Origin of the sequence: Pseudomonas sp. NFX98 (assembly GCF_047784845.1) — a bacterium.
GTDB lineage: Bacteria > Pseudomonadota > Gammaproteobacteria > Pseudomonadales > Pseudomonadaceae > Aquipseudomonas.
Window position 1 is genome coordinate 54,423 of record NZ_JBLNNF010000027.1, and the last position, 23,411, is coordinate 77,833.

General features: G+C 59.8%; 27 protein-coding genes. 13 read left to right on the forward strand and 14 right to left on the reverse strand.

Annotated elements, in window-relative coordinates:
• From ACM110_RS27840 to ACM110_RS27870, 7 genes are all read right to left on the reverse strand, one after another.
• Positions 1-882 (reverse strand): branched-chain amino acid ABC transporter permease, encoded by an 882-nt coding sequence (locus ACM110_RS27840; protein ID WP_338586150.1) that lies wholly within the window; start codon positions 880-882, stop codon positions 1-3.
• Positions 882-1,658 carry an ABC transporter ATP-binding protein gene (locus ACM110_RS27845; RefSeq protein ID WP_416130291.1) on the reverse strand — a complete coding sequence of 259 codons (777 nt, stop codon included), beginning with the start codon at positions 1,656-1,658 and terminating at the stop codon, positions 882-884. The genes ACM110_RS27840 and ACM110_RS27845 overlap by 1 nt, the downstream gene beginning before the upstream one ends.
• On the reverse strand, positions 1,655-2,560 hold the full coding sequence (locus ACM110_RS27850) for an AMP-binding protein (RefSeq protein ID WP_416130292.1): 906 nt from the start codon (positions 2,558-2,560) through the stop codon (positions 1,655-1,657). Before ACM110_RS27850 ends, ACM110_RS27845 begins: the two co-directional genes overlap by 4 nt.
• 201 nt (positions 2,561-2,761) lie before the next feature.
• Positions 2,762-4,165: an LLM class flavin-dependent oxidoreductase gene (locus tag ACM110_RS27855; protein ID WP_416130293.1), complete on the reverse strand. Its 1,404-nt coding sequence runs from the start codon at positions 4,163-4,165 to the stop codon at positions 2,762-2,764.
• Complete coding sequence (locus ACM110_RS27860) at positions 4,165-4,614, reverse strand: acyl-CoA dehydrogenase (protein ID WP_416130294.1); 450 nt, start codon at positions 4,612-4,614, stop codon at positions 4,165-4,167. The genes ACM110_RS27855 and ACM110_RS27860 overlap by 1 nt, the downstream gene beginning before the upstream one ends.
• Before the next feature lie 10 nt (positions 4,615-4,624).
• A complete protein-coding gene (locus ACM110_RS27865; RefSeq protein WP_416130295.1) occupies positions 4,625-5,827 on the reverse strand; it encodes an SfnB family sulfur acquisition oxidoreductase in 1,203 nt (400 codons plus the stop codon).
• Between the two features lie 157 nt (positions 5,828-5,984).
• A complete protein-coding gene (locus ACM110_RS27870; protein ID WP_416130296.1) occupies positions 5,985-6,548 on the reverse strand; it encodes a helix-turn-helix domain-containing protein in 564 nt (187 codons plus the stop codon).
• Here ACM110_RS27870 and ACM110_RS27875 point away from each other — a divergent pair.
• The 7 genes from ACM110_RS27875 to ACM110_RS27905 all read left to right on the forward strand — a co-directional run bounded on the left by ACM110_RS27875 (position 6,543) and on the right by ACM110_RS27905 (position 13,852).
• The gene (locus ACM110_RS27875; RefSeq protein WP_416130297.1) at positions 6,543-7,571 is read left to right on the forward strand and encodes a DMT family transporter; all 1,029 of its coding nucleotides are present in this window, start codon (positions 6,543-6,545) and stop codon (positions 7,569-7,571) included. The two genes, ACM110_RS27870 and ACM110_RS27875, sit on opposite strands and share 6 nt — an antisense overlap.
• Positions 7,572-7,788: 217 nt before the next feature.
• Entirely contained in the window at positions 7,789-10,707 is a 2,919-nt protein-coding gene (locus ACM110_RS27880; protein WP_416130298.1) for a monovalent cation/H+ antiporter subunit A, read from the forward strand.
• On the forward strand, positions 10,707-11,051 hold the full coding sequence (locus ACM110_RS27885; RefSeq protein ID WP_007986256.1) for a Na+/H+ antiporter subunit C: 345 nt from the start codon (positions 10,707-10,709) through the stop codon (positions 11,049-11,051). Before ACM110_RS27880 ends, ACM110_RS27885 begins: the two co-directional genes overlap by 1 nt.
• Positions 11,048-12,733: a monovalent cation/H+ antiporter subunit D gene (locus ACM110_RS27890; protein WP_416130299.1), complete on the forward strand. Its 1,686-nt coding sequence runs from the start codon at positions 11,048-11,050 to the stop codon at positions 12,731-12,733. The genes ACM110_RS27885 and ACM110_RS27890 overlap by 4 nt, the downstream gene beginning before the upstream one ends.
• The gene (locus tag ACM110_RS27895) at positions 12,730-13,218 is read left to right on the forward strand and encodes a Na+/H+ antiporter subunit E (protein WP_416130300.1); all 489 of its coding nucleotides are present in this window, start codon (positions 12,730-12,732) and stop codon (positions 13,216-13,218) included. Before ACM110_RS27890 ends, ACM110_RS27895 begins: the two co-directional genes overlap by 4 nt.
• Positions 13,215-13,493, forward strand: a complete 279-nt coding sequence (locus ACM110_RS27900) for a K+/H+ antiporter subunit F (protein ID WP_416130301.1) — start codon at positions 13,215-13,217, stop codon at positions 13,491-13,493. The genes ACM110_RS27895 and ACM110_RS27900 overlap by 4 nt, the downstream gene beginning before the upstream one ends.
• The gene (locus ACM110_RS27905; protein WP_338586138.1) at positions 13,490-13,852 is read left to right on the forward strand and encodes a Na+/H+ antiporter subunit G; all 363 of its coding nucleotides are present in this window, start codon (positions 13,490-13,492) and stop codon (positions 13,850-13,852) included. The genes ACM110_RS27900 and ACM110_RS27905 overlap by 4 nt, the downstream gene beginning before the upstream one ends.
• Before the next feature lie 138 nt (positions 13,853-13,990).
• Here ACM110_RS27905 and ACM110_RS27910 read toward each other — a convergent pair whose 3' ends face one another.
• The 3 genes from ACM110_RS27910 to ACM110_RS27920 form a co-directional block, all read right to left on the reverse strand.
• Positions 13,991-14,428 (reverse strand): DUF3995 domain-containing protein, encoded by a 438-nt coding sequence (locus tag ACM110_RS27910; protein WP_416130302.1) that lies wholly within the window; start codon positions 14,426-14,428, stop codon positions 13,991-13,993.
• Between the two features lie 160 nt (positions 14,429-14,588).
• Positions 14,589-15,605, reverse strand: a complete 1,017-nt coding sequence (locus ACM110_RS27915; RefSeq protein ID WP_416130303.1) for an ABC transporter substrate-binding protein — start codon at positions 15,603-15,605, stop codon at positions 14,589-14,591.
• A gap of 159 nt (positions 15,606-15,764) precedes the next feature.
• Positions 15,765-16,214: a hypothetical protein gene (locus tag ACM110_RS27920; protein WP_416130312.1), complete on the reverse strand. Its 450-nt coding sequence runs from the start codon at positions 16,212-16,214 to the stop codon at positions 15,765-15,767.
• Between the two features lie 434 nt (positions 16,215-16,648).
• On the opposite strand from ACM110_RS27920, the gene ACM110_RS27925 reads away from it, so the two are divergent.
• From ACM110_RS27925 to ACM110_RS27935, 3 genes are all read left to right on the forward strand, one after another.
• Positions 16,649-16,897: a hypothetical protein gene (locus ACM110_RS27925; RefSeq protein ID WP_416130304.1), complete on the forward strand. Its 249-nt coding sequence runs from the start codon at positions 16,649-16,651 to the stop codon at positions 16,895-16,897.
• A 162-nt stretch (positions 16,898-17,059) separates the two neighbouring features.
• Entirely contained in the window at positions 17,060-17,290 is a 231-nt protein-coding gene (locus ACM110_RS27930; RefSeq protein ID WP_150768615.1) for a hypothetical protein, read from the forward strand.
• Between the two features lie 139 nt (positions 17,291-17,429).
• Positions 17,430-17,669, forward strand: a complete 240-nt coding sequence (locus ACM110_RS27935) for a DUF2789 domain-containing protein (RefSeq protein ID WP_047530030.1) — start codon at positions 17,430-17,432, stop codon at positions 17,667-17,669.
• A gap of 8 nt (positions 17,670-17,677) precedes the next feature.
• Here ACM110_RS27935 and ACM110_RS27940 read toward each other — a convergent pair whose 3' ends face one another.
• From ACM110_RS27940 to ACM110_RS27950, 3 genes are all read right to left on the reverse strand, one after another.
• Positions 17,678-17,881, reverse strand: a complete 204-nt coding sequence (locus tag ACM110_RS27940) for a hypothetical protein (protein WP_416130305.1) — start codon at positions 17,879-17,881, stop codon at positions 17,678-17,680.
• A gap of 119 nt (positions 17,882-18,000) precedes the next feature.
• Complete coding sequence (locus ACM110_RS27945; protein WP_416130306.1) at positions 18,001-19,605, reverse strand: methyl-accepting chemotaxis protein; 1,605 nt, start codon at positions 19,603-19,605, stop codon at positions 18,001-18,003.
• Between the two features lie 246 nt (positions 19,606-19,851).
• Entirely contained in the window at positions 19,852-20,256 is a 405-nt protein-coding gene (locus tag ACM110_RS27950) for a TraR/DksA family transcriptional regulator (protein ID WP_007907888.1), read from the reverse strand.
• Positions 20,257-20,606: 350 nt separating this feature from the next.
• On the opposite strand from ACM110_RS27950, the gene ACM110_RS27955 reads away from it, so the two are divergent.
• Both ACM110_RS27955 and ACM110_RS27960 read left to right on the forward strand, forming a co-directional pair.
• Positions 20,607-21,218 carry a glutathione S-transferase gene (locus ACM110_RS27955; protein WP_416130307.1) on the forward strand — a complete coding sequence of 204 codons (612 nt, stop codon included), beginning with the start codon at positions 20,607-20,609 and terminating at the stop codon, positions 21,216-21,218.
• Positions 21,219-21,412: 194 nt separating this feature from the next.
• Positions 21,413-21,871, forward strand: a complete 459-nt coding sequence (locus tag ACM110_RS27960) for an REP-associated tyrosine transposase (RefSeq protein ID WP_416130308.1) — start codon at positions 21,413-21,415, stop codon at positions 21,869-21,871.
• Between the two features lie 191 nt (positions 21,872-22,062).
• On the opposite strand, the gene ACM110_RS27965 is transcribed toward ACM110_RS27960, so the two are convergent.
• Positions 22,063-22,995 (reverse strand): hypothetical protein, encoded by a 933-nt coding sequence (locus ACM110_RS27965; protein ID WP_338586130.1) that lies wholly within the window; start codon positions 22,993-22,995, stop codon positions 22,063-22,065.
• Between the two features lie 235 nt (positions 22,996-23,230).
• On the opposite strand from ACM110_RS27965, the gene ACM110_RS27970 reads away from it, so the two are divergent.
• On the forward strand, positions 23,231-23,411 hold a 181-nt coding region (locus ACM110_RS27970), incomplete at its 3' end, for a hypothetical protein (RefSeq protein ID WP_416130309.1).

A 23,411-nucleotide genomic window follows, 5' to 3' on the forward strand; every position in this document is an offset into this window, starting at 1 on the left:
TCAGACTCGCTCGATGGCGCGCTCGCCGAACAGGCCGGCGGGACGGATGTACAGGAAGGCCAAGGCCAGGACATAGGCGAACCACGGCGTGATGCCGCCGCCAATCAGCGGGCCGATGTAAACCTCGGCAAGGTTCTCGGCAGCACCGACGATCAACCCGCCGACAATCGCCCCGCCAATCGAAGTGAAGCCGCCGATGATCAACACCGGCAACGCCTTGAGTACCACCAGCGACAGGGAAAATTGCACCCCTTGCCGCGCGCCCCAGAGCAACCCGGCCACCAACCCGACGACACCCGCCACCGCCCAGACGATCTGCCAGATGCGGTTGAGGTTGATGCCGATCGACAGCGCGGCGGTGGTGTCATCCGCCACCGCCCGTAAGGAAATACCGATGCGGGTCTTGTTGAACAGCAGCGCCAGCACCGTCACCAGCACAACGGCCGCCGCCGCAGCGATCAGGTCGAACTGGCTGACCATCATCCCGCCGATGAACAGCGGCACATCGTCGATGCCCAGGTCCAGCGCCCGCACTTGCGAGCCCATCAACCCTTGAGCCAAGCCTTCGATAATGAATGACAGCCCAAGGGTGGCCATGAACAGGGTGATCTGCGAGCGATTGACCAAGGGTCGCAACACCAGCCGTTCGATCAGCAACGCGCCGATGATCATCACCAGCACCGTCAGCAACAGCGCCAGGGCAAACGGCACGCCTTGATCATGCAGGCTGACAAAGGTCAGCGCGGCGAACAGCAGCATCGCGCCCTGGGCGAAATTGAACACGCCGCTGGCCTTGTAGATCAGCACGAAGCCGATGGCGACCAGCGAATACATGGTGCCGGCGAGCAGGCCGCCGAGCAGGGTTTCGAAGAAGAACGTCATCAGTGCACCACTCCCAGATACGCCGCGATCACCTCGGGATTGGCCTGCACCTCGGCAGGCGTACCGTCGCCGACCTTGCGCCCGTAATCGAGCACCACCACGTGGTCGGACAGGCCCATCACCACGCCCATGTCATGTTCGATCAACACCACGGTGGTGCCGAGGTCGCGGTTGATGTCGGCGATGAACCGGGCCATTTCCTGTTTTTCCTCGGCGTTCATTCCGGCCATCGGCTCGTCGAGCAGCAACAGGCTCGGCCCGGCAATCAAGGCACGGCCAAGTTCCACGCGCTTTTGCAGGCCGTAGGACAGATTGCCCACCGGCACATCGCGTTCGGCTTGCAGGTCGAGGAATTCAAGAACGCCTTGCGCCTTCTGGCGGAAGCTTTCCGCCTCGCGCCGGGCCCGGGGCAAACCGAGTGCCTGCTCGATGAAGTGGCTGCGCAGATGCCGCGACAGGCCGGTGAGCAGGTTGTCGATCACGCTCATTTTCTTGAACAGCGCGTTGTTCTGGAACGTGCGGCCAATGCCCCGGCGCGCGGCGCTCAGCGGATCGATGCGTTTGAAGGGCTGTTGTTCGAAGACGATCGAACCGGCATCGAAGCGGTACACACCGTTGAGCACATTGAGCAACGAACTCTTGCCCGCGCCGTTGGGGCCGATCAGCGCGCAGATCTCGCCCCGTCGAACGTCGAACGACAGTTCGTTGATGGCTTTCACGCCTTTGAAGGACAGGGAAATACCACTGACTTGCAGAATGGAATCGGTCGAGGTCATGCGATGTCCCGTTTGAACTCAGCGAGCCACACCGGCTCGGGTTGCGCTTGCGCTGTGCGCGTGGCTTGCCAGATGAAGTGCAGGTTGTGGAAACCCAGCAGTCGGCGAACGCGGTTTTTGATCAGCCGTTGCAGGGCTTTTTCCGGATGGGCGATGGCCCAGTCGCAGAGGCGTCGGCGCCAAGTGCCAAGCGGAGCGAGACGGCTGTCGATTTCGTTAGCCAGGACTTGCAGGCGTTCGGCGGAAAGCAGCAGGCCCGACGGCGCGACTTCACGCCGATCACGACTGGCGCTGCCGGGGCTTTCCGGGAAGGCCAGGGCTTGGCCGCTGGTCAGCCACTGTTCGAACAACACGCCCAAGCCGTCCTGCCACTGCGTGCCCTCCTCGCTCCACAACTGCGTGCCGACGAGGCCGAGGCGCAGGCGTTGCGGCGGTTCCGTCGGGCCGAGCAGCTCCGGGAAATCGAGCAGTAACTGGCCCTGGTTGAGCCAGAGCTGTTGCGTCTGCCGGCCCGGCACAAAGGCGTGGGTTGCAGCGCTGCGCCACAACACGTTGTGCAATGCGGGGGCGTCGAGGTTGTCGTCAACGGCCAGCAATTGCCCGCCTACCTGCTGTGCGGCCAAGGCCAGCAGCAACAGGTTCGGCTCGAACGCACCGCTGACGGCCAGTCGCGAATCCTCATCGAATCCTTGCTGACGCAAGCCGTCGGACAAGCGCTCGACGTCACGCAATACATCAATCCAGCGCCAGACAAACCATTGTCCGTGGCGCTTGTGGCGCAACGCCGGTTGCAATGGCCGGACCTGCGCCCAGTGCCGCAATTGCTCCAGCGCCTGGGGCACATTGACCCGCCACTCCGTGGTATCCGCAATCGGCGGACGCTTGAGTTCATGCACGCTCATGGTTGACCTCCTGTTCATGGGCAAAAGCGTGCGGTGGTCCGCTGGGCTGAAGGGTTAATGCAATCGCTAAAACACCAATGTCCCCTGTGGGAACGGGCTTGCCCGCGATAGCTGTCTGACAGCCGACATTGATGTTGAATGTGCCGGCCTCATCGCGGGCAAGCCCGCTCCCACAGGGTTTGTGTGTTGTGCTGAAGTCTTCTAGGCAGACACCACTTTTTTCTCCTGCTGCCGCAACGCCGCGAGGTCGCGATAGCCGGCGCCCGGGTGAATCTCCGGCAACTTCGGCCCTTCGCCAAACAGCTTCTCGCGCAAAGTGCCGGGGGCGTACTCGGTCTTGTACACGCCGCGCTTCTGCAACTCCGGCACCAGCAATTCCACGGCATCGATGAAGGTTTCGTGGGTCAGTGCATAGGCCAGGTTGAAGCCATCGACATCGGTCTCGTCGACCCACTCCTGAAGCAGATCGGCCACCGTTTCCGGGCTGCCGACAAACAGTGGACCAAAACCGCCGATGCCCACCCAGTCGGCCAGCTCGTTGGGCGTCCAGACCTTGTTCGGATCAGCCGTGGAGAACGCCTCCACCGCCGATTGAATGGCGTTGGTGTGCACATGCTTGAGCGGTTCGTCCGGTTTGAACTGGCTGAAGTCAATGCCGGTCCAGCCGGAAATCAACGCCATGGCGCCTTCATAGCTGACCCAGGTTTTGTATTCTTCGAACTTGGCCTTGGCCTTGGCATCGGTCTCGCCGAGGATCACCGTTTGCAGGTTGAAGATCAGGATCTTCGACGGATCGCGCCCGGCCTCTGCCGCACGCCGGCGGATATCGGCCACGGTTTTCTTCAGCAGCACTTTCGACGGTGCGGCAACGAACACGCATTCGGCATGTTCGGCGGCGAACTGCTTGCCGCGACTCGATGCGCCCGCCTGATACAGCACTGGCGTGCGTTGCGGCGAAGGTTCGCAAAGGTGGATGCCCGGCACCTGGAAGTGTTTGCCGACGTGCTGGATCTCGTGGATTTTGCGCGGGTCGCTGAAAATCCGCCGCTCGCGATCACGCAAAATGGCGCCCTCTTCCCAGCTGCCCTCCCACAACTTGTAGCAAACCTCCAGATACTCTTCGGCAAAGTCGTAGCGGGCGTCGTGTTCGGTCTGGGCTTTCTGCCCGAGATTCTTGGCGCCGCTCTCCAGGTACGACGTGACAATGTTCCAGCCGGCACGGCCCTTGGTCAGGTGATCGAGGGTCGACAGGCGCCGGGCGAACGGATACGGATGCTCGAACGACAGTGACGCGGTCAGGCCAAAACCCAAATGCTCGGTGACCAGCGCCATCGGCGGGATCAGTTGCAGCGGATCATTGACCGGCACCTGCGCAGCCTGGCGCATCGCCGCGTCACCGTTGCCGTTATAGACGTCATAGATGCCCAGCACATCGGCAATGAACAGACCGTCGAACTTACCGCGCTCAAGAATTTTCGCCAGGTCGGTCCAGTACTTCAGATCCTTGTATTGCCACGAGCGATCCCGCGGATGCGCCCACAAACCCGGCGACTGGTGGCCGACGCAGTTCATGTCAAAAGCGTTGAGACGAATTTCACGGGCCATCAAACGGCTCCCTCTGTGACGGTGGAAAAGCTGGGGGGATGAATGCCGTTGAGGCGGAAGTTGCCGATGAGGTGGAGTTTCCAGCGCAGCGGATCATGCAGCGAGCCGGGCAACGGACTGCGTTGCCCGGTGAGTTCGAACTCGGCGTTGCTGGCGGTGCTGAGTGCCTCGGCGCTGGCCAGATGGGATTCAGCAATGGCGATGCCGATTTCGGTGTTGTCCTCATGACGGTCGAGAAAATCCTCGGCGCGTTCGAGCAGCGCGGCGGCCACTTCGATGCGGATTTGCACATCACCGAAGCGACTGATCACGTAAGGGTCTTCGGTGGTTTTGGCCTGCTGGCGAACGAAACGCAGGGTGGCATCGAGCAAAGTGCGGGCGTTGTGCAGGTCATGCTGGGACTTGGCCAGTGGCTGTCCGGCAACGATGGGTTGGGTCAAGGCATTCATGGGAAACTCCTCAGTTCCAGGCGTGGCGCGCAGGTTTCACGCCGTTGAGCAGGTAGTTGCCGATCAGGTGATATTTCCAGCGCGCCGGGTCATGCAAGGTGTGAGTGCGGGCGTTGCGCCAGTGGCGGTCGAGGTTGTATTTGCCGAGCACCGAGCGGGTGCCGGCCAGTTCGAACAGCTTGCTGCTGGCGAGCAAGGCGATTTCGGCGGACAGCACTTTGGCCTGGGCCACCACCACCGAGGCGTGGGCGACCGTGTGTTCATTGGCGTTGAGCAAGGCGGCGTCGATGGCTTGGCCGGCCTTTTTCAGGATCGCTTCAGTGCCGTGGACCCGCCATTCGAGGTCGCCGATCGCGGCGATGCTGAACGGGTCTTGCCAGCCGTGATCCTGCTGACTGTCGATCCATGGCCGTGCTTCACGGGCGTAGCGCTTGGTCTCTTCCAGGGCGCCGACAGCGATGCCGGTGTCCACGGCCGCCTGGATGATTTGTGAAATCGGACCGTCGGCGGTGGGTTCGTCAAAGGCTTTGTGGGCGGGGATCACTGCACTCAGCGGCACTTTCACCGCGTTGAGGGTGACGCCACCGCTGGCGGTGGTGCGCTGGCCGAAACCGTCCCAGCTGTCGATCACGGTCAGACCGGGGTTGTCGCGTTCGATGAAGGCGATGAACGCCTGGTTCTGTTCGTTGACCGCCACCGCCGGGACGATGTGCGCAAACAGTGCGCCGGTGCAGTAGAACTTCTCGCCGTCGATTTGCGCAGTGTCGTCGTTGAAGCGAATCCGGGTTTCGAAAGCCCCGGCGTTTTTGCTTTTGGATTCGGAGAAGGCGTTACCGAAACGGTAGCCCTGCAAGACTTTGCCGAAGTAATAGCGCTTCTGCTCTTCGCTGGCGGTTTGCAGCAGGATGTCGAGCACGCCGAGGTGGTTTTGCGGGATCTGGCCCAGAGACGAGTCGGCGGCGGAAATGATCTTGATCACTTCGGCGACGGTCACGTAGGACACAGCGGCGCCGCCATAGGCTTTCGGAACAGTGATGCCCCAAAGACCGCTGGCGGAAAATTCATCAAGCTCGGCAACCGGCAGGCGTCGCTCGCGATCGCGCACGCTGGCCTCGACGGCGAAACGCGCGGCGAGCTTGTGAGCGACGGCAATGGCCTCGGCGTCCGAGCGGATCACGTGGGCAGTGCGAGGGGGTTGGGCAGAGGCTGTCATGGGCCGACTCCAGGGTTCCGGGTGAATGCCCCAGAGCTTTTGCAGGGGTCGTGCCTGAAATTAATTACCTTTAATTTCAGGTAGTTACATAAATTACCAAGAAAAACTTACAGCTTCAAAACAGCAAAGTGTCTATCCACTGTTGATTAGCGAACAGTCAGATCACCACGTTGCGCACAAACCGCGCCGCCACCGGTCCATCGTTGCGATAGGCGTGGGGCTGGTTGCTGGCAAACGTATAGAACTCGCCGGCGGAGATTGCGTGTGGGGTGTCGCCGAGCATCAGGGTCAGGCAGCCTTCGAACACGTAGATCTGTTCGCTCCAGCCATCGGCATCCGGTTGCGATGGGTAGACTTCCCCCGGTTGCAGGCACCATTCCCATTGTTCCACTTCGCGGCTAGCGGTGGCTTTGGACAGCAATACGGCTTTGCTACCGGGGATCACACCAGCCCAGGCCACTTCGTTGATGCGGCTATGGTCACGGACATCGGGAGCCTGGATCAGGTCGCTGAACGCCACGTCCAACGCCTCGGCCACGCGATCGAGGGTGGTCAGACTGACGTTCTTTTCCCCGGCCTCTATAGCCACCAGCATTCGGCGACTGACACCGGACTTTTCTGCCAGGGTGGTCTGGCTCATGTCGGCGGCATGACGCAGGCGTCGAACGTTCTGGCTGACGTGCTGCAGGACCGAAACCCGTTGCGTGGAATCTTTGTGCACTATATTGCTCACTGGGTGGTGCTGCGCAGTATACTGCCCAACTTCCGGCGCATTGTGCGTCCCCCTCAGGTAGTGCGCAAGATCATGACGTCGGTGAACACCTCCCAGGCTTCCTCCCGTTTCCTGCGGCTCAGCAAGGCCGAGTGCGTATTGGTGTTGATCACCATGGTCTGGGGCGGGACCTTTTTGCTGGTCCAGCATGCGATGACCGTCAGCGGCCCGATGTTTTTCGTCGGCCTGCGCTTTGCCGCCGCCGCGATTCTCGTCGCCCTTTTCTCCTGGCGCAGCCTGCGTGACTTGACCCTGTTCGAACTCAAGGCCGGTGCGTTTATCGGCGTGGCGATCATGCTTGGTTATGGTTTGCAGACAGTCGGTTTGCAGAGTATTCCGAGCAGCCAGTCGGCGTTTATCACTGCGCTGTACGTGCCTTTCGTGCCGTTGCTGCAATGGCTGGTGCTGGGACGTCGGCCGGGGTTGATGCCGAGCATCGGGATCATGCTGGCGTTTACCGGGTTGATGCTGCTGTCGGGGCCTTCCGGCGCATCGTTGAATTTCAGCCCCGGTGAAATCGCCACGTTGATCAGCGCAATTGCCATTGCCGCTGAGATCATCCTGATCAGTAACTTTGCCGGTCAGGTCGATGTGAAGCGGGTGACGGTGGTGCAACTGGCGGTGACTTCGGTGCTGTCGTTCCTGATGGTGGTGCCGACCAACGAGGCGATTCCGGATTTTTCCTGGTTGCTGCTGTGCAGCGCCCTCGGGCTGGGTGCCGCGAGTGCGGCGATCCAGGTGGCGATGAACTGGGCGCAGAAAAGTGTTTCGCCGACCCGCGCTACGTTGATTTATGCCGGTGAGCCGGTGTGGGCCGGGATTGTCGGGCGGATCGCCGGGGAACGCTTGCCGGCGATTGCGTTGCTGGGGGCTGGGTTGATTGTGGCGGCGGTGATTGTCAGTGAGTTGAAGACCAAGGGTAAGGCGGTTGCCGAGGTTGAAGAGTCGCTGGAGAGTGAAAGCGGCAATTAAACGGCAAGATCAAAAGATCGCAGCCTTCGGCAGCTCCTACATTGAAATGCATACCCTGTAGGAGCTGCCGAAGGCTGCGATCTTTTTTCATGCAGGTTGAAACAATGTGAAGCAGGCTTTTTCCGTCTACCTTGTAGGATTCTGCGACAGCTTGGCGTTTGGTGATCCGGGAGCTGGCACGTATGATGCTTCACAAACTTCCGCAGATTAGAAGCCTATGTCCCTGATAGTTCTACTGCTTCTGCCTTTCATAGGCAGCTGTCTGGCAGCGGTGCTGCCACACAATGCGCGTAACACTGAATCGCTGCTGGCTGGTCTGGTTGCCTTGATCGGCACCGTCCAGGTCGCCCTCCTGTACCCGCAAATCGCCCACGGCGGCGTGATCCGCGAAGAGTTTTACTGGCTACCGAGCCTGGGCTTGAATTTCGTCCTGCGCATGGACGGTTTCGCCTGGCTGTTCTCGATGCTGGTGCTGGGCATCGGCACGCTGGTGTCGCTGTACGCGCGTTACTACATGTCGCCGAACGATCCGGTGCCGCGGTTCTTCGCGTTTTTCCTGGCGTTCATGGGCGCGATGCTCGGGCTGGTGATCTCCGGCAACCTGATCCAGATCGTGTTTTTCTGGGAGCTGACCAGCCTTTTCTCGTTCCTGCTGATCGGCTACTGGCACCACCGCGCCGATGCGCGACGCGGTGCCTACATGGCGTTGATGGTCACCGGCGCGGGCGGTTTGTGCCTGCTGGCGGGGGTCATGCTGCTCGGCCATGTGGTCGGCAGCTATGACCTGGACAAGGTCCTGGCCGCCGGCGATCTGATTCGTGCACATGCCCTCTACCCCATCCTGTTACCCCTGATCCTGATCGGCGCACTGAGCAAAAGTGCGCAATTCCCCTTCCATTTCTGGCTACCTCACGCGATGGCTGCACCGACTCCGGTGTCGGCCTATCTGCACTCGGCGACCATGGTCAAGGCCGGGGTTTTTCTGCTCGCGCGACTCTGGCCGTCGCTGTCCGGCAGTGAAGAATGGTTCTACATCGTCAGTGGCGCCGGGGCATGCACCCTGTTGCTCGGCGCTTATTGCGCGATGTTCCAGAATGACCTCAAGGGCTTGCTGGCCTACTCGACCATCAGCCACCTGGGCCTGATCACCCTGTTGCTGGGCCTGAACAGTCCGCTGGCCGCCGTGGCTGCCGTGTTCCACATCCTCAACCACGCGACGTTCAAGGCTTCGCTGTTCATGGCCGCCGGGATCATCGACCACGAAAGCGGCACCCGCGACATTCGCAAGCTCAGCGGCCTGGTCAAGCTGATCCCATTCACTGCCACCCTCGCCATGGTCGCCAGCGCCTCCATGGCCGGTGTGCCGTTGCTCAACGGCTTCCTCTCGAAAGAGATGTTCTTCGCCGAAACCGTGTTCATCAACGCCACGGCGTGGGTCGAAGCGACCTTGCCGATCGTCGCGACCATCGCTGGGACGTTCAGCGTCGCCTACTCCCTGCGGTTCACCGTGGACGTCTTCTTCGGCCCGCCTGCCACCGACCTGCCGCACACGCCGCACGAACCGCCACGCTGGATGCGCGCGCCGGTGGAGTTGCTGGTGTTTGCCTGTCTTGTGGTCGGGATCTTCCCGGCGCAAGTGGTCGGCCCGTTGCTCGCCGCCGCCGCGCTGCCGGTGGTGGGCGGTACCCTGCCGGAGTACAGCCTGGCGATCTGGCACGGTTTGAACGCGCCGATGATCATGAGCCTGATCGCCATGTCCTGCGGTGTCGTGCTCTATCTGCTGTTGCGTAATCAGCTCAAGCGCGGTCGTTTCAGCCGTCCGCCGCTGGTTGGCCGACTGAATGGCAAGCGCCTGTTCGAACTCAGCCTGGTGCTCAAGATGCGCCTGGCACGTCGCCTCGAGCGACGAATCAGCACCCATCGCCTGCAAACCCAGTTGTTCCTGATGGTCCTCGCCGCCGTGCTGGCCGGGTTGATCCCGATGTTGCACAGCAGCCTGAGCTGGGGCGATCGGCCGAAGATTCCGGGCTCGATTGTGTTCGTGATCCTCTGGTTGCTGGCAATTGCCTGCGCACTCGGCGCGGCTTATCAAGCCAAGTATCACCGTCTCGCGGCCCTGACCATGGTCAGCGTCTGCGGCTTGATGACCTGCGTGACTTTCGTCTGGTTCTCGGCGCCGGACCTGGCCTTGACGCAACTGGTGGTCGAAGTGGTGACCACCGTACTGATCCTGTTGGGCCTGCGCTGGCTGCCACGCCGGATCGAAGAGGTGTCGCCCCTGCCGAGCAGCCTGCGCAAGGCGCGCATTCGCCGTATCCGCGACTTGCTGCTGTCGACCGTGGTCGGCGGCGGCATGGCGGTACTTTCGTACGCGATGCTGACGCGCCAGACACCCAACGATATTTCCTCGTTCTACCTCAGCCGTGCGCTGCCCGAAGGTGGCGGCAGCAACGTGGTCAACGTGATGCTGGTGGATTTCCGTGGGTTCGACACCCTCGGCGAAATCACCGTGCTGGCGGCCGTGGCGCTGACCGTGTTCGCCCTGCTGCGCCGTTTCCGTCCACCGAAAGAGAGCCTGCAATTGCCGGCCCAGCAGCGTTTGCTCGCGCCCGACGTGGTCACCGATCTGGTCAACCCGCGTCACGCCAGCGATACCGCGCTCGGTTTCATGATGGTCCCGGCGGTGCTGGTGCGCCTGCTGTTGCCGATTGCGCTGGTGGTGTCGTTCTACCTGTTCATGCGCGGGCATAACCAACCGGGCGGCGGCTTTGTCGCCGGGCTGGTGATGTCGGTGGCGTTCATCCTGCAATACATGGTGGCGGGTACTCAGTGGGTCGAGGCGCAAATGAGCCTGCGGCCGCTGCGCTGGATGAGCGTTGGCTTGTTGTTCGCCACGCTCACCGGCCTGGGCGCGATGGTCGTTGGTTATCCGTTCCTGACCACCCACACCTGGCATTTCGACCTGCCGTTGCTGGGCGACATTCACCTCGCCAGCGCGCTGTTCTTCGACATTGGCGTTTACGCCGTGGTGGTCGGTTCGACGCTGTTGATCCTCACCGCCCTCGCCCACCAATCGGTGCGGGGTCACAAAACCGCGTCCCAGCCTAAACCCGTCGCCATGAAGGAGGCCGTCTGATGGAAGAAGTCATCGCAATCGCCATCGGTGTTCTGGCCGCGTCCGGCGTGTGGCTGATCCTGCGTCCACGGACGTTCCAGGTGGTCATGGGCCTGTGCCTGCTGTCCTACGGCGTCAACCTGTTCATCTTCAGCATGGGCAGCCTGTTCATCGGCAAGGAGCCGATCATCAAGGACGGCGTGCCGCAGGATCTGCTGCACTACACCGATCCGCTCCCGCAAGCGCTGGTGCTGACCGCAATCGTCATCAGCTTCGCCATGACCGCGCTGTTCCTGGTGGTCTTGCTCGCCTCCCGGGGCCTGACCGGCACCGACCACGTGGATGGCCGGGAGCCTAAAGAATGAATGCAATGACGCACCTGATCGCCGCGCCCATCCTGCTGCCGCTGCTGACCGCCGCGATCATGCTGATGCTCGGCGAGAAGCACCGCCCGCTCAAAGCCAAAATCAATCTGTTCTCCAGCCTGCTGGGCCTGGGCATTTCGCTGTTGTTGCTGCAATGGACGCAAACCACCGAGGTGCCCGGCTCCATCGGCGTGTACCTGCCGGGCAACTGGCAAGTGCCGTTTGGCCTGGTGCTGGTGGTCGATCGCCTGTCGGCGATGATGCTGGTGCTGACCGGGACCATCGGTGTCAGCGCCCTGCTGTTCGCCATGGCCCGTTGGGACAGTGCCGGTTCGAGTTTCCATGCGCTGTTCCAGATTCAGTTGATGGGCCTGTATGGCGCGTTCCTGACGGCGGACCTGTTCAACCTGTTCGTGTTCTTCGAAGTGCTGCTGGCCGCGTCCTATGGCCTGATGCTGCACGGCTCCGGCCGGGCGCGGGTGTCGTCGGGGCTGCATTACATCTCGATCAACCTGCTGGCATCGACCCTGTTCCTGATTGGCGCGGCGCTGATCTACGGAGTCACCGGCACCCTGAACATGGCTGACCTGGCGCTGAAGATCCCGCTCGTGCCGGAAGCCGATCGCGGGCTACTGCATGCCGGCGCGGGGATTCTTGCGGTGGCGTTCCTGGCCAAGGCCGGGATGTGGCCGCTGAACTTCTGGCTGGTGCCGGCGTACTCCTCGGCAAGCGCGCCAGTGGCGGCGATGTTCGCGATCATGACCAAGGTCGGCATCTACACCTTGCTGCGCCTGTGGACGTTGCTGTTCTCCGGCCAGGCCGGAGCATCGGCGTATTTCGGCGGTGACTGGCTGATTTACGGCGGCATGGCGACCATCGTCTGCGCGGCCGTGGCGATCCTTGCCGCGCAACGCCTGGAGCGCATGGCCAGCCTGAGCATTCTGGTGTCGGCAGGAATTCTGTTATCGGCCATCGGTTTCGCCCAGCCCAATCTGATCGGTGCGGCGTTGTTCTATCTGGTCAGCTCGACTTTGGCATTGAGCGCGCTATTTCTGCTGGCCGAGTTGATCGAACGCTCGCGCTCGGCCAACGAAATTCCGCTGGAGGATGAAAACGAAATGCTGCCACGGCCGCTGGAATCGTTGCATCCAGCCAAGGGCATCAACCTCGACGACGACCAGAAAGCCGTGGTCGGCCAAGTCATCCCCTGGACCATGGCGTTCCTTGGCTTGAGCTTCATCGCCTGCGCGCTGTTGATCATCGGCATGCCGCCGCTGTCCGGGTTCATCGGCAAACTCAGCCTGCTCAGCGCCCTGCTCAACCCGATGGGTCTGGGCAACAGCGGTGACGCGCCGATCTCGAATGCGGCGTGGGGCTTGTTGGCGCTGCTGATTCTCTCGGGGTTGGCATCGCTGGTAGCTTTTTCGCGCGTGGGCATCCAGCGTTTCTGGACCCCGGCAGAGCGACCATCGCCAGTGCTGCGACGCCTTGAGTGCGTGCCGATTTTCGCCCTGCTGGGCCTGAGCGTTGCGCTGACGTTCCAGGCCGAACCGCTGTTGCGCTACACCCAAGCCGCCGCCAATGCCTTGAACAACCCGCAGCAATACGTGATGGCCGTGCTCGGCACGCGCGCGGTGCCGAGTCCGGAAGCCCGGGCTGCGCTGCTGGAGGTGCAACCATGAAGCGTCTGTTTCCTGCACCATGGCTGTCGCTGGCCCTGTGGTTGTTGTGGCTGGTGCTGAACGTATCGATGAGCCCCGGCAATCTGCTGCTGGGCGCTGCGCTGGGGTTTTGTGCGCCGTTGATGATGCGCAAGTTACGCCCGCTGCCGATCCGTATTCGCCGCCCCGGCACCATCCTTCGTCTGTTCCTCCTCGTCGGGCGTGACGTGGTGGTCTCCAATCTGGCAGTGGCCTGGGGCGTGCTCAACGCTGGCCGCCGTCAACCGCGTTCGCGGTTCATCAAAGTGCCGCTGGATTTGCGCGATGCCAACGGCCTGGCAACCCTGTCGATGATCTGCACCGTGGTGCCCGGCACCGTCTGGTCGGAGCTTGCACTGGACCGCAGCATTTTGTTGCTGCACGTCTTCGATCTGGATGACGAAGCGCTGTTCATTGAACACTTCAAGACGACCTACGAGCGTCCGCTAATGGAGATCTTCGAATGAGCGCCCTGCTGTCAAACGCGATTCTGTTCAGTCTGTTCCTGTTTTCCGTGGCGATGATCCTGACCCTGATCCGTCTGTTCAAAGGCCCGTCCGCCCAGGACCGGGTTCTGGCGCTGGATTACCTGTACATCATCGCGATGCTGATGATGCTGGCGCTGGGCATTCGCTATGCCAGTGACACGTATTTTGAAGCGGCGCTGCTGATCGCGCTGTTCGGCTTCGTCGGCTCGTTTGCCCTGGCGAAATTCCTGCTGCGCGGCGAGGTGATCGAATGAACGCTGAATTGTCTCTATGGGTGGAAATCCCGGTGGCGATCCTGCTGGTGCTTGGCGGTCTGTTCGCGCTGATCGGCGCCACCGGATTGCTGCGCATGAAGGATTATTTCCAGCGCATGCACCCGCCGGCGCTGGCCTCGACGTTGGGCGCGTGGTGCGTGGCACTGGCTTCGATCATCTACTTTTCGGCACTCAAGTCCGGGCCGGTGCTGCATGCCTGGCTGATTCCGATTTTGTTGGCGATAACGGTTCCGGTAACGACATTGCTGCTGGCGCGGGCAGCGCTTTTTCGTAAGCGTATGGCCGGGGATGATGTGCCGGCTGAGGTGAGTAGTCGGCGGACTGAGAGCGGGAGTTAGCCTCGAGATTTCGGCGACCGGACTGGCCTCATCGCGGGCAAGCCTTGCTCCTACGGTTTTTTGGCAGGTTCACACAATGGTGATCCGCCGCAAATCCTGTAGGAGCAAGGCTTGCCCGCGATGCTTTTCGGCCACGCCTCAGATCCAGGCCACCGCCAACAATCCACTCCCCAACACCACACACAACGGCGAATACACCCAGGTATCCCACCGCGCAAACCTGGAGCCTTTGACCTCCTTGAAAAAACCCACCAGTTCCGAATCGCCAATCGCCCGCGCAAACAACAGAAGCGCGATAGCGCTGATCACCCACTGCAACACTTGATGATCCACCTGCGGCAGCCACCAGCCGACCCGCAAACACACCAACAGGGCAATGACCAACAGGGCAGCCGCCACCAGCAACGTAAGCCAGCCTCGCGGTTTGAAGGCCGGGCGCAATTGCGCACTGCCTTCGTGCGGCACTTGAGGAACGGCCGCTACGGCGGCCCATTCGCCCCCCAGCGCCCAATAAACGTGTACCAGAGCAATCGCCGCAAATATCGTCACCAGCCATTGAGCCAACGCAAAGGTCATGGTTGAAGATCCTTGAAAGGGATTTGGTCAAATCATCCTAGTCGGCTTTTTCTGATCTGCATGACCGCTGGTACACAGGCTGACGAACGCGAGTTCCATTCGATTAAAAGCATCACCAGCAGGCTAGCCTGCTGGCGATGGCAACTTCAAACTCAACGTTTCACTTCAACTCGGCAGACACCTTGTCCGCCACATCCTTGGGCACCCAGGCCTTCCAGACGTCCGGGTGCTTCTTCATGAACGCTTCTGCTGCCTGGCGCGGCGCGGTGTGCTTTTCACTCATCTCGGCCAACGCCTTGTTCAACGGATCAATGGGAAAATCGACCTTGGTGAAGAACTCGGCGATCTGCGGATACTGCTTCTGGAACGGCGTGGACACGCCAATGGACAGTTTCGAGGGCAGCGAACGGGTGGGCTGTGGATTCGGGTTGTCGGCGTCGGTCAGGGTCTTCCAGGCTTCGGCGTCGAATGGCGGCTCTTCCAGCTGGATCAGTTTGAAACGGCCGAGCAATGGCGTAGGCGACCAGTAATAGAACAATACCGGTTTACTGCGGCGGATCGACGAGCTGATCTCCGCATCCAGCGCCGCCCCCGAACCGCTGCGGAAGTTCACATAGCTGTCGTCCAGTCCATAGGCCTTGAGCTTCTGCTTGTTGACCACTTCCGACGTCCAGCCGATGGGGCTGTTGAGAAACCGCCCCTTGCTCGGCGCTTCCGGGTCTTTGAACACGTCCTTGTATTTGGGCAGGTCGCTGACACTGCGCAGGTCCGGCGCCATTGGCTTGATGCCCTTGGCCGGGTCGCCCTTGATCACGTACTCCGGCACCCACCAGCCTTCGGTGGCGCCCTTGACCGTATCGCCGAGACTGACGACCTTGCCTTCGGCCTCGGCCTTGACCCACACCGGGCTGCGCCCGGCCCATTCTTCGCCAATGACCTGAATGTCATTGTTGGCCAGTGCGGTTTCCAGGGTGATGGTGGTGCCGGGCAACGTGTCGGTCGGCAGGCCGTAGCCCTTTTCGACAATGATCCGCAGGATATCGGTGATCAGGCTGCCGCTTTCCCAGTTCAGGTCGGCGAAATGAATCGGCGCCTGGGCGGCCAACACCGGAACGGGTGACGCCAACAAACCGCAAGTGGCCAGGACCGCAGCCAGCAACCGTCGAAAACCTTTCATGCTTTTGCACCTCGTGCTGTTCACAGCAATAGCAGGATGGCCGGGCGGAGAACCGCGAAGCCTCTGAATACTCAGTCAATTGACTGTAGTAGAGGTTCCTGCTTTCGAGGGGCGTCGATCAGTTTTCGGAAATTTCCTGCAAGCGCATCAGCTCTCTTCTTACTCGCTGGCCTTGAACGTCACCAGTTCGCCCTTGCGCCATTTGGCGGCCTTGGCGGTCACAGCCTTGAGGGTCTTGGTCAGGCCTTCCTGCAACTGCTGATGGGCGGCGAACACCGTCACCACGCTGTGACCTTCCTTGAACAAAATGGCCTGGCCGTCGGCGGTGGTCACGAAGGCATAGTCGCCCAGGCCATACACCGTCAGTTTGATTTCACGGAATTTGATTTCCAGCTTGCCGCCTTCACGGCTGGGCAACACCGAGGCGCTGAAATGATCGCCGACCTTGAGTTTGAGCCCCGGTTTATCGTCCACCACCAGCGCCGATTCCGTGTCGACTTCGGCGATGTAGATACCTTCCGCATTCTGCTCGGTGATGTAAACGAAACGTGACTGAAACTGCTTGACCAGCTTTGCGCGCAAATCACCCAACACGAACAAAGCATGCATATCGAGATTACTTACTGCCAAGGAAACATCCCCACATCTGAAAAATGGTGCCGTACGCGGAAAAAAACGCACAGCCAAAAAGCGGCAATACCGAAGGTGTAGCCAAAGAACCTGAGTTGAAATCCTGAATGAGCAGTGCACTCATCCATCACGAAGTATCGAGAAGACTACTGGAACATCACTCGCATCGTCCTGCCCGGCGTTCGTCAGAGGTTGAAGGAAAACGCCCTGCTTGCTGCCAGAAAATTATGGACTATCAACATCGGGGAAAAATCCGACCAAGAAAAGCACTTTTCCTACATATCGCCCGCAGAAAATTGCTTTAGATAAACAACAATCATCCACCAGTGACGGCGATTCTAGAGCAGCGATGCTCTCGCAGACTACCCATAACGACGTACATACGTCGGTAAAAACAATGAAAAGGACTTCATATGTGCACGTTGACCCACTTTACCTGTCCCCTGGCGCCAGACACGGAAACCGCACCAACCTCGCTTCCGACACAGGTCCACGCCCATCGACTGCTTCACTCTGCCCCGGCCCGGCCCCGGTTTCAGGTGGTTTTAGCCGGTAAGGCTTTCTTCCATATCAAGGAAATTTCCACAGGATGCGTAAGAGGTTTCCGAGCGGACCACAACGAAGCCTGCGCCCTGGCACGGCAGCTTGAGTCACGCTGTTGACCTGCTCAACGCGCCCGCCTTTATGGACGTTTCGTCTGTCCGGCGACTTATCTCAGGCGGCGATGTGCAACTACTGCCATACTGCCCGCCCAATAAAACGCATCCCCCAGAAAAGCGGGCTGCGTTGAAAACAACAATGTATTTCCAAGGGAAGGCTGCTACGTGACGGAATTTGATATCGGCGAGTTTTTTATCCGGGGCGAAGCCAGAGAAGTCGACGGCGAGTTTCAGGCAGTGATCGTCATGCGCGCCAAGCCACCGCTGAAAACCGTGACCTATCACCAGGTCGAGAAAGACCGTTGGTTCAAGTCCTCGGATATCGCAGCCGTCGCCGCACAGGAATCCGCCAAAGAACTCAAGGCGGCGGTCGATGCCGGTGCATTGAAAGCCTGAAGACCGGGTTTGCGGTCTATGCTCTCTCCTGCGTTCAAACATCGTTTTCGAACTCTTGAAGCACGGCTCTCTCAGAAGTAGAGAAGCCGTAGCTCAGATCTCGTATTCGATTCGACCGGCAACCTGCAAGGAGATGAAAATGGAATCACCGACCCACGATTTGAAAGGTTTGTTCGACCAGCTCGGCCTGGACTCCACCCAGAAAGCTATCGACGATTTCATTGCCAGCCATTCACCGCTGCCAGACGACAAGAAACTCATCGATGCCGAGTTCTGGACGCCGCAACAGGCAGGTTTCCTCAAAGAACAACTGCGTGAAGATGCCGACTGGGCGCGGGTGGTCGACGACCTCAACCTGCGCATGCACCAGATTCACTAACCTCAGGCTTAATGCAGGCTGTCTGGTTTCTCGGCGCTCAACTGTGCCAGCCAGGCAGCCTTGCACTCCTCTGCTTCGGTGCGACTGGAAAAAGCCGTCCCCCGACGCTCACCGTTAAGCAACACCACCCAGCACACACTCTGCCCCAGAGAGCGCAAATTGGCAGGCACACCGCTGCCAATCATTACCGCAACATCGACTTTGCTTTGCATGCTGACCTCCGAACTCCGTTAGCAACCTAACTATGTAGGTATGGTAATGAGTCCGCAGGCGAAGAAACAATAACGACTGTGTACAGCTTCGTTTCCAAAACGGTAACAATCACTCGCCTCTAACGAGGTTTCTCCGGCTTGTAACCCAAGCGCAAGCCTCCCCAATGCCGGCCCTTGAGCATGATCGGCACCGACAGGTCGTGCATCAGTTCACCGGTATCGCGGGTGTAGGTTTGCAGCAATACTGCCTGCTGGTGACTGCCACAGCGAATGCCCGTGCGGTCGGCGAATTTGCGTTTGGTGCGGTTTTGCAGGGTGTCGACCTGTACGTCACCCGTCAGCGGCTGGCTGAAGACCTGGTTGTGGGTCGGCACGTAGCCCTGCTGGGTACAGGCGATGGCGAACACCAGACCTTCATGTCGGGGCAACAACGGTTCCTGGATCGACGGCAGGACCTGATCGGTGTAGCGATCGAAACGCGTCAGATATTTCGCCGGGGCAGTATCGGGGATCGCCTGATAATTGCGGTCGAACAAATCGTCAAGGCTGATACGCCCCGCGTCGATGTCCGCTTCGAAACGCGCCGCGATCTGGCTCGCACCTTCCCGGGCGAGGTCGTAGATCCGCTGGTGATAATCATCGAGCCCCACTTCGGCGAGGCGTTCGCTGATGGTTTCGGCCTGGCCTTCCATCTGCACGGCGGCTTCGGCCAGGCGCCGGGTCTGTTGATCACTGATCGCCAGGTCGCTGCGCATTTGCTCAATGGCGTGAAACAGGCTGTCGAGTTGTTCGCGGTTGGTGTCCGCACCTCGGGCGATTTCCCCGACCTGGCTTTCGACGCTGGCCGCCAGCCGGGCGATGTTTTCCAGGTGCTGACCGGTGTGCTCGACTTGCTCGACGCCGGTGTCGAGGTCGCTGGACAGTTGGCGGATCTGCTCCACCACTTGCGCGGTGCGTTGCTGGATGTCGGCCACCATCTCCCCGACTTCACCGGTCGCGGTCGCCGTGCGCGCGGCGAGTCCGCGAACCTCGTCGGCCACCACTGCAAAGCCACGGCCGTGTTCCCCGGCCCGCGCCGCTTCGATTGCCGCATTCAAGGCCAGCAGGTTGGTCTGGCTGGCGATGGACTGGATCACCAGCGTCACGCGCTGGATATCATCGCTGCGCAGGCTCAGCGCTTCGATCAGTTCACGGCTGCTGTTGGCGCGTTGGCTGAGCTGATGCATGCGTGCAATCGATTCGATCAACTCGGTCCGCCCTGCCGCACCACTCTGATGCGCTTCACTCGCAGCACTCAGGGCTTCGCGGCTAAGGGTTGAGGTGGCTTGTTCAGTGGCGATCATGACTTCGGCGTTGCTGACAATTTGTGCCGCCGCGCCGAGCTGCGATTGCAGCTTGTCAGCCAGTTGCTTGACGGAAAAGGCCACACCGGCGGCCGACAGCGCATTGTGGCTGGTGGTGTAGGAAAGATCGCGGGTTAACGTGGAGATGGCGCTGGATGTATCGGCAGGAGTGGATTCGGAGGGTGCACGGGAGCGCAAGCGTGGTAGCCAGACAATCAACACGGCCACTGGCAAGCCGAGGTAAAGCGACCAGCCGCCGAGGGTCATGCCACACAGCAACAGCACCAGGGCGATGCTTTGCAGCGTGGGTGTCAGCCAGCGGTTTTTCGGCAAAAACACTGGTGCAGGCACTGCCGCAACCAGAGACTCGTCTCTCGTCATCGTTGTCACCCCAAAATTCTTCTAATTGTTGTCTTCGCATTAAACGCCACTATAAAGCCATTATCTATGAGGCTTTAGTCGAGGGCGTTGCAGTAGATCAATAGAAGATTTGAGGAATCGAAGACGACAAAAAGCAAAGATCGCAGCCTTCGGCAGCTCCTACAGATTCACGCGAACCGTGTAGGAGCTGCCGAAGGCTGCGATCTTTTCAAAGGCAACCCATCTTGAATGGGCTGCCCTGCAGAATCAGGCCTGACGCTGGTGCTTGTCGATCTGCTCGTGACGCTCTTGAGCTTCGATGCAGTACTTGGTGGTCGGGCTGATCAGCAGGCGCTTGAGGCCGATTGCCTCGCCGCTGTCGTCGCACCAGCCAAAGCTGTCTTCCTTGATGCGCTCCAGGGCTTGTTCCAACTGAGGCAGCATGCGCTGGTCGCGATCGATCGCGTTTACCAGCCAGGTGCGCTCTTCTTCAACGGAAGCCGCGTCAGCCGGGTCGGCCGGGGTGTCCAGGCTCTCGATGGCGATGCGGTTTTGTTCGATGCGCTCATGGGTTTCGACTTTCATGTTCTGCAACAGCTCGGAGAAAAAAGCATGTTGCTCGGCATTCATGTAGTCATCCGCCGGCATGGCCAGCAACTTGTCCTTTGTCATTGATATCTCTATAAAAAAACGTGCATTAAGGCGAATTAGGGAGCGTTCCGGCAGACCTGGACAGGCCATCGGAAAGGCGCCGTTTATACCAAGCGCCACCCGGCACTCAATTTACGAGGGGCGGCAGTCTAAGGCCGACTTGAGGCCTCAGCAACTGAAAAGACAGCGAATTTGTCCGACAAAGCCTCGAAAATGCTCTATGGCAGGCATTCAGGCGGATATCGGAGTGCGTTTATAGCAAGAAATTCAATTCGGCACAGGTATATAGAAGACAAACGGCTGCGTTTGCAGGCCTGCGAACCTCAGCTAAGGTTGTTCCTCCCGAAATGGCTCACTCAAGGAGCGGTTAAATGAAGCTGATCGGCATGCTGGATTCGCCCTATGTAAGACGCGTCGCCATTTCTGCCAAACGCTTGGGCATCGTACTGGAGCACGAATCGGTCTCGGTGTTTCGCCACTTCGAACACTTCCAGCAGATCAACCCGGTGGTCAAGGCGCCCACGCTGGTGCTGGATGACGGTGAAGTGTTGATGGATTCGACGCTGATCATCGACTACCTGGAAGCGCTGGCCGGCCCGGACCGCAGCTTGATGCCTGCGGACCTCGAACAACGCCGGCGTTCGTTGCACCTGATTGGCCTGGCGCTGGCCGCCAGTGAAAAATCGGTGCAGCTATATTATGAGCGCAACTTGCGACCGGCGGAGATTCAGTACCAACCGTGGGTTGAGCGAGTTGAAGGGCAATTGGCGGCGGCGTATTCGGAGTTGGAGCGGGAGCTGGAAAAGCAACCGTTGAAAACTGATGGAGAGATTGATCAGGCGGGTATCACGCTGGCTGTGGCGTGGAGTTTCACCCGGTATGTGCTGCCGGATCAGGTAGCGAATGTGCAATTTCCTCGGGTTGCCGCGTTTACTGCTTATGCCGAGGGGCTTGAGGTGTTTGTCAGTACACCGATTGATTGAAGCTTCAAGATCAAAAGATCGCAGCCTTCGGCAGCTCCTACAGTTGGAATGCGGTTTCCTGTAGGAGCTGCCGCAGGCTGCGATCTTTTGACTTTAATCCCGCCCTCGAAACATCTCGAAAATACGTCATCCGCTGGAGGCAAGTAACGGTAGCTATCGTTCATCCTGTACCAACATGGATGGAGGGCAACGGAATGCCTGTCGCAGCAAAAGGATGTCGTCTGCGTAAGGGGCGACACTCACAACCCGGGAGCATTTACCTGCTGACCGTAATTACCCATGACCGCCGACCTGCATTTGCAGATTGGCGATCAGCGCGTCTCCTCGTCGAACAATTACGCGCAGCTGATGAAACTGAAATCGCTACCTCAATGGCTTGGGTGGTGATGCCCGATCACTTGCATTGGCTTTTACAGCTCCAACGCGGCTCATTGGCTGAACTGGTGTGTCGTATCAAATCCCGAAGCAGCCGATCAATCAATCTCATGCGCGGCGAACAGGGCCGCCTATGGCAGCGAGGCTACTACGACAGAGCCTTACGCAAAGATGAGGATCTTAAAGCCGCCGCCTGTTACATCATCATGAATCCGTTGCGCGCGGGGCTAGTGGAACGCGTAGGCGATTATCCTTTGTGGGATGCAATATGGGTTTAGAAGATCAACATCAAAAGATCGCAGCCTGCGGCAGCTCCTACAGGAAACCGCTTTCCTACTGTAGGAGCTGCCGCAGGCTGCGATCTTTTGCCTTTAACGCATCAATGCATGAACAAGGCGATCAGGATGATGATCGGGATCGGTACGCCGAGAAAGAACAGCAGTAATGAACGCATGATGATTCTCCTGGTTTAACGAATCGTTGGGGTGGTCACGTAGGTGTCGGTTTCCAGATACACCACCGCATCCCGACGACGACCGCCGAAGGTCGCGGCGAAGCTGGCGAAGAACGCACCGGCCAGCAAGGCGACGAACATCCACAGCGTGGTCCAGGCGGCGACTTTGGCGGCAGTGTCAGCCGCTTGTTGCGCAGCCAGTTTGGCGTCGGCCACGGCTTTTTGCGTGCGGGCATAGACTTCGTCGACACGACGTTCCGCGTCCGCTTGCGTCAGGTTGGTCCGCTGCGCTACCAGTTGGGCCAGGTAGGTGCGGTCTTCGGCGGCCAGTTGCCCGTCGTTGCTCAGGGAGCGCACGAAGATTCGGGTGACGGTGCCTCGGGCGGCGTCATCGCTGACGGCAGCCGGACGATCATCGCGAAACAGGCTGTCGATGTAGTATCCATACTGATCGCTGTCGGTGTTGCCTGCAGCGGTACTCGCCGCTTGCGTGGCGGCACTCGCGGCACCACCGACCATGCTCGCACCGGCCTGCACCCCGCCGCTGACCACGCTGCTGACGGAACCCGCTACCAGCGTCGCCGTCACCAGCGTCGCCACGCACCAAGCGAGAAAACCGTGGGCAGTGTCACGGAAATAGACTTCATCACCATGCATGTACGCCCACTTCACCCGCAGCCGTCCGGCGATGTAGCCACCCAGCCCGGACGCAACGATCTGGGTGAACGCCAGCCAGACAATCGTCGATATGCCCAGGCCCTTGGCGCTCATGCCTTCATTGGCCCATGGCGAGACTGCGGAAAACCCCAGGCCAAAACCGAGCAGCACGAGGATCAGCGACAACGCCGCCGCAGCCGCGGCCCCGGCGAAAATCGCGCCCCACGACACGCCCGAGAGCGTGCTCGATTCATCCATGGCGGGATAGAAACCTTCAGAGGATCTATTCATTGTTGTATCGCTCCAGACAGAAAGATGGTGTTACAACTCTGTGGATCAGCAGTTGCAGTCACCGTGCCAGTCGCGCACTTTGGATAAATCGTTATGGTTCAGCGGGTTACAAACATTGAACTTCCGTAACCCATGCAATATGCAAGGAACCGTTATGGTCAACGGGTTTTATGCACTGACCATAAGATCAAGAGATCGCAGCCTTCGGCGGCTCCTACAGGGAAATACGTTTTAAATGCAGGAGCTGCCGTGTAGTGGTCGAATGTTTTTGGACCATGATGTAGGAGCATCGACTTTAGGAATCATCATGGGATATCGGGTTGTTACATCTGAGGAAAAAGCGGAGGCCATCCGTTTGGTTGTGGAGATGGATTACTCCATACCCAAAGCCTGTGAAGCTACCGGTGTTGGCCCTA